We start from the raw sequence: 5274 nt of genomic DNA, 5'->3' as shown, positions 1-5274 counted from the left end.
TAGTTCTTCTATACCGCCATGCTGATACGCTTTTACAAAAGCTGAGCCAACGATTGCTCCGTCAGCATAAGTATTTATTTCACGGACCTGCTTCGCAGTTGATACTCCAATACCCACAGCTGTCATTGAGCTGGGACCCTGTTGTCTAACCCCGGCCACAACCTGTTTAGCTTTTTGGTCTAAATCTTCTCTTGCTCCGGTAATGCCCATGGTAGAGACCGCGTAAACAAAACCCCTAGAGTTTGAGCAAGCTGACTCTGTTCTGGTTGCTGAACTTGTCGGCGTAGCAAGAAATACGCGATCGAGGTTGTGCTCCTCGGTAGCTCTAATCCAGCCGTCTGCCTCATCGGGAATTAGGTCTGGAGTTATTGCTCCAGCCGCCCCGGCTTCGGATAGTTCTTTTGCAAACTTGTCCTGTCCGTACTGCATGACTGGATTCCAATAGGTCATAACCAAGACGGGAGCATCGACCCTAGAGGCCACCTCGCGCACAGCCTCAAAGGTGTCGCGAAGCTTGAATCCGTTGGCAAGCGACAGTTCGGTTGCTTGTTGAATCACCAGGCCATCCATAACGGGATCGCTGTATGGGATTCCTAGCTCTAAAACGTCAACCCCAGATTCGGACATTGCAACTGCGGCTTCAATAGACTCTCGCATGGTCGGGAAGCCAAGAGGAAAGTAACCAATAAGCGAGCCACCGCTTGACTTATTTGCCTTTAGAACTTGCTCGGTACGAGACATCAGATGAATCCAAAGTACTTAGCCGCGGTTTCCATGTCTTTGTCCCCCCGGCCACTGAGATTTACGAGGACTTTACTTCCAGGCTTGAGGGAGGGCAAGAGCTTTTGAATACCGGCCAATGCATGGGCAGTTTCAATTGCGGGGATTATCCCCTCTGTTCTTGACAGAGAACTAAGGGCTGACATGGCCTCGGTGTCTGTGACTGGGATATATTCTGCTCGTCCAATGTCTTTGAGCCAAGCATGCTCTGGTCCAACACCCGGATAGTCGAGACCTGCCGAGATTGAGTGAGACTCGCTGGTCTGTCCATCCTCGTCCTGGAGTAGATAGCTCTTTGCTCCGTGCAAGACGCCGGGTCTTCCCATACTTAGAGTCGCAGCATGTCGAAGTGTCTCCACACCGTCACCGGCTGCCTCCATACCAACCAAGCGAACGTCCTCATCGTCCAAGAAGGCGTGGAAGATTCCAATTGCATTTGAGCCTCCCCCAACGCATGCTGTCACTACATCGGGCAATGAGCCAAACTGATCAAGCATTTGCTGCCTGGATTCGATTCCAATAACGGAATGGAAATCGCGAACCATGGTGGGGAACGGGTGTGGACCGGCAACTGTGCCTAATAGGTAATGAGTAGTTTCAACGTTCGCAACCCAATCCCTGAGTGCCTCATTGATTGCATCCTTTAGCGTTCTTGACCCAGTCGTTACGGCAACAACTTCCGCTCCCAAAAGTTTCATTCTTGCCACGTTCAAGGATTGCCGAATTGTATCGACTTCGCCCATGTAGACAACGCAGTCCAGACCTAGCAAGGCAGCGGCAGTTGCGCTGGCAACACCGTGCTGACCGGCGCCGGTTTCAGCGATTATTCTCTTTTTGCCCATTCGCTTCGCAAGCAGTGCCTGACCCAGGACGTTATTGATTTTGTGGGAACCGGTGTGGTTTAGGTCTTCTCGCTTTAGAAAAACCCTGATGTCGCCAATTGAGGCGGCAAACTTCGGAGCCTCCGTGATAATTGATGGCCTGCCGGTGTAGGTCTTATGTAGGTGAGCAAGCTCTAGCTGAAAGGCCGGATCTGATTTGGCAGCCTGATAGGTAGAATCCAGTTCGTCTAGTGCGGCGATAAGCGACTCCGGCACGAAGCGTCCGCCAAACTCGCCAAAGTATGGACCAACTTGATTTGCCAGTTTCTCTGCCATTGGAAAAGTCTAAGCCTTTGGAATTTGGGTGAATGACTGTATTAACGAATGGGCGTCTCCCGTGACCAAAGCTTCCCCAACCAGAACGCAATCAGCACCCGATTGGGCGTAGTCGCTTACGTCCTTGACTCCGCGAACAGCGGACTCTGCAACCTTCACTGCGTTTCTTGGTAGCCGGTCGACCAGCTGCTCAAAAAGGCCCCTATCGGTTTCAAATGTCTCTAGATCGCGGGCATTTATGCCGACCAATTTCGCTTCAATTGAAGCGGCCAGTTCAACCTCTGCCAGGTTATGGGTTTCAATGAATGCCACCATGCCAAGGGATTCCACGAACCCCTTGAGCCTCAAGAGAACCTTTGGTTCCAGCCCAGCTGCAATTAAAAGAACGATATCAGCACCATGAGCTCTTGCCTCGAGAACCTGGTATTCATTTGCGATGAAGTCTTTTCTGAGGAGTGGAACGCTAACGCGTTCACGAACGGCATCGAAATCTTCGAGGGACCCAAGGAAAGAACGCTGTTCCGTCAAAACACTTATTGCTCCCGCACCAGCGCCCTCGTAGGTTTGCGCAAGTCCAGCTGGATCTGCGATGGTGGCGAGTGTCCCCTTTGATGGGCTAGCTCTCTTGATTTCTGCAATAACCGAGACGGTGCTACCCGAACGTAAGATTGTCAGCGCGTCTAACGCGCTTGACCGAGCCAACGCTATTTTCTCTAGCTGGGCTAGTGGAATTGATTCTGATCGTCTAGCTGCATCCTCGAGGGAGCCTGCGTATAAAGATTCAAGCAATTATTTTTTTGACTTAGATCCGCCGACGCCGTAGCCGGCCTTCTTGAGATAGAGCCCAGCCACTAGACCGAACGCGGCTAGCCCTACAGATGCAAAGACAACCGGCGGGTAATCAAACCAGAAAAACAGTGTTCCAATTGCAAACGCAAGGATAATTATTGAAACTGTCACCCACGCTGCAACTGAATCGCCGTGGCCGTGATCGGTTTTACTTTCAGACATGTTTATCTCCTCTTGTTTCCAAGTTTATCAGCGAGAGCTAGCGCTGGTTCTCCCATAGGTCATCAGAGTCTTCCAAAATTTCGGCACTAACCTGGCTCTTGGGCTGGGGCTTACTGACAAACGCCCTTGCAATAAGAGCCAATATGTTCAATGCCAAAACAGCCACATAGACGTACCAGATGTTGTTATCAAGAGCCAGCTCCACCAGCTGAGCTTGGCTCGATACACCCACAACGCCCGTGGCCTTAGTAATCTCAGCCGCCACGGCATTTTGAAGCGCCATTTGAGATGTTGATACAACCACCACGGCGTGCCAGAGCACAATCGGCACCAGGGCAGCCGAGATAATCCTTCCAACCAGGGACGGTGTGAAAAAAGCAGCTAGCAGGGCGGATCCTTGAAGCAATAACAGCGCGCTGATTATTGGAAAAACCAGGAAACCGGTGACCTGAATCTGTTGACCGCCCGAGGCTGGTGAGAGAGTTAGATCAACCCAGCTAAAGCCTGCCAAAACGGTCAAAATCAAGATGCTCGAAAGCCAAGCGAGAGAAGCCTTTCTTAGATTCATCCTCTAAACCTCTTCATGTTGTTGGCAGCATGGACAGCCCGCAGTGGAGCCGAGGCCTTGCTTAGTGTTTCTTGATTCTCTGATTCCGGATCGCTGTCCAATACAATTCCAGCTCCAGCTTGAACAAAAGCCCTACCGTCTCTTAGTACAGCGGTGCGAATAGCAATAGCCAGATCGGCGTTTCCTGCAAAATCAAAATACCCAACGACCCCACCAAAAAGACCACGGCTAACAGGTTCAAGATGCTCGATAATTTCGAGCGCCCGGGGTTTTGGTGCTCCCGACAGAGTTCCCGCTGGGAATGTCGCCTTCACTACTTCAACGGCGGATTGGCCCTTCCTGATACTGCCCTCAACCGTTGATACCAAATGCATTATGTGGCTGTAGCGCTCGATAGTCATAAATTCAGTCACGCTCACCGAACTCGGTTCACATACCTTCAAAAGATCGTTACGTGCCAAGTCAACAAGCATCAAGTGCTCTGCCTTTTCCTTCTCATCTGCCGCCAGCTCCTCAGCTAGCGCGGCATCTGATTCCGTGTTGGCTCCCCTGGGCCTGGAACCAGCGATCGGGTGTAATACGGCTTTGCCCGAGTTCACGCGAACCAGAGCCTCGGGCGATGAGCCCACGACAGCGAAACTTCCCTCTTCATCAAAGAAGTTGAGTAGATACATGTAGGGGCTCGGGTTTAGTGCGCGCAGCATTCGATAAACATCCAAAGCTGACGCACGGTTCTCCATGTCAAATCTTTGAGAAACCACTACCTGAAAAACATCGCCGGCGACCACGTGCTGCTTGGCGGTATTAATGATTTCCACGAAATCGGAATCGCTGGTCCGCCTCTCAAACGCCGGCTCGGTAGTTAGATCTACTTCAGCAAGAAATGGTTGGCTGGCTCCCAGTAGTCCAAACTTCATTTGTTCGATGCGCGCTCTTGCATCTCGGTACTGATCTTCCAGATCTTGACCTTCGTCGAGATAGATATTTGACACCAGCTTTAGCGATGAATCCAGATGATCAAGCACGACCATGTCCTGAATAACCGCCATTGCGAGATCTGGCATGGGAAACTCTTTGGTCTTTGGCGACCCAAGGTTTTCAATCTGATGAATACTGTCCCAGCCCATCAAGCCCACCATTCCCGAAACAAGCGGTGGCAACTGCTCGACCGGGGCTGCACGCCAATTGGACTGCAAAAGCTCGAGAGCCTCAAACCCAGAAAGCCTGTCCAGCGTGACGCCCCCGATACCCTTCAATGCATCTCCCGTTGGGGAAATCCACTTGAGACTTGAGCTGCTGCCTGAGACGAGAAAACCAAAATTCTCAACGCCAATAAAGCTGTACCTTGACCAAACCCCCTGTTCGGCAGATTCCAGAAGGAAGCTTCCGGGCTTGGAAGATGCAAGCTTTTCAAATATTGACAACGGTGTCTCAGTTCCAGAAAAGACCGATTCAACTATCGGTATTACCTGATAAGACTTTGCAAACTCTCTGGCCTCCAGCAGGCTAATCATGAAAGCTCCAGCGGCTCAAAGTTGTCAAAACAGCTCCGCTCACCTGTATGGCAAGCCCCTCCGGCTTCGCGAACCACTGCAAGCAGAGTATCGCCGTCACAATCGGCATGCAGGCTTACAAGGTGTTGAATATTGCCAGAGGTTGCTCCCTTGTGCCAGATCTCGGACCGGGAACGTGAATAAAAATGTGTCTGCCCGGTCTCAAGCGTCATTACGACACTTTCCTTTGACATATAGGCAACCA

General features: G+C 51.3%; 7 protein-coding genes. All 7 read right to left on the bottom strand.

Features of this window, described 5'->3' with window-relative positions; genetic code table 11:
• On the bottom strand, positions 1-741 hold a 741-nt coding region (gene trpA / locus WAO31_RS03660; protein WP_509590388.1), incomplete at its 3' end, for a tryptophan synthase subunit alpha.
• On the bottom strand, positions 741-1937 hold the full coding sequence (trpB, locus tag WAO31_RS03655; RefSeq protein ID WP_509590385.1) for a tryptophan synthase subunit beta: 1197 nt from the start codon (positions 1935-1937) through the stop codon (positions 741-743). The genes trpB and trpA, both read right to left, overlap by 1 nt.
• 9 nt (positions 1938-1946) lie before the next feature.
• Positions 1947-2726: an indole-3-glycerol phosphate synthase TrpC gene (trpC, locus tag WAO31_RS03650; protein ID WP_509590383.1), complete on the bottom strand. Its 780-nt coding sequence runs from the start codon at positions 2724-2726 to the stop codon at positions 1947-1949.
• Entirely contained in the window at positions 2727-2948 is a 222-nt protein-coding gene (locus WAO31_RS03645; protein WP_509590380.1) for a DUF6704 family protein, read from the bottom strand.
• A gap of 37 nt (positions 2949-2985) precedes the next feature.
• Positions 2986-3516: a hypothetical protein gene (locus tag WAO31_RS03640; protein WP_509590378.1), complete on the bottom strand. Its 531-nt coding sequence runs from the start codon at positions 3514-3516 to the stop codon at positions 2986-2988.
• Complete coding sequence (locus WAO31_RS03635; protein WP_509590376.1) at positions 3513-5030, bottom strand: chorismate-binding protein; 1518 nt, start codon at positions 5028-5030, stop codon at positions 3513-3515. Before WAO31_RS03635 ends, WAO31_RS03640 begins: the two co-directional genes overlap by 4 nt.
• Positions 5027-5274: phosphoribosyl-AMP cyclohydrolase (locus tag WAO31_RS03630; RefSeq protein ID WP_509590373.1), on the bottom strand; the 248-nt coding region annotated here is incomplete at its 5' end. The genes WAO31_RS03630 and WAO31_RS03635, both read right to left, overlap by 4 nt.

It is taken from the genome of Rhodoluna sp. (assembly GCF_049276775.1).
GTDB lineage: Bacteria > Actinomycetota > Actinomycetes > Actinomycetales > Microbacteriaceae > Rhodoluna.
This window is presented reverse-complemented; position numbering and strand designations above follow the sequence as displayed.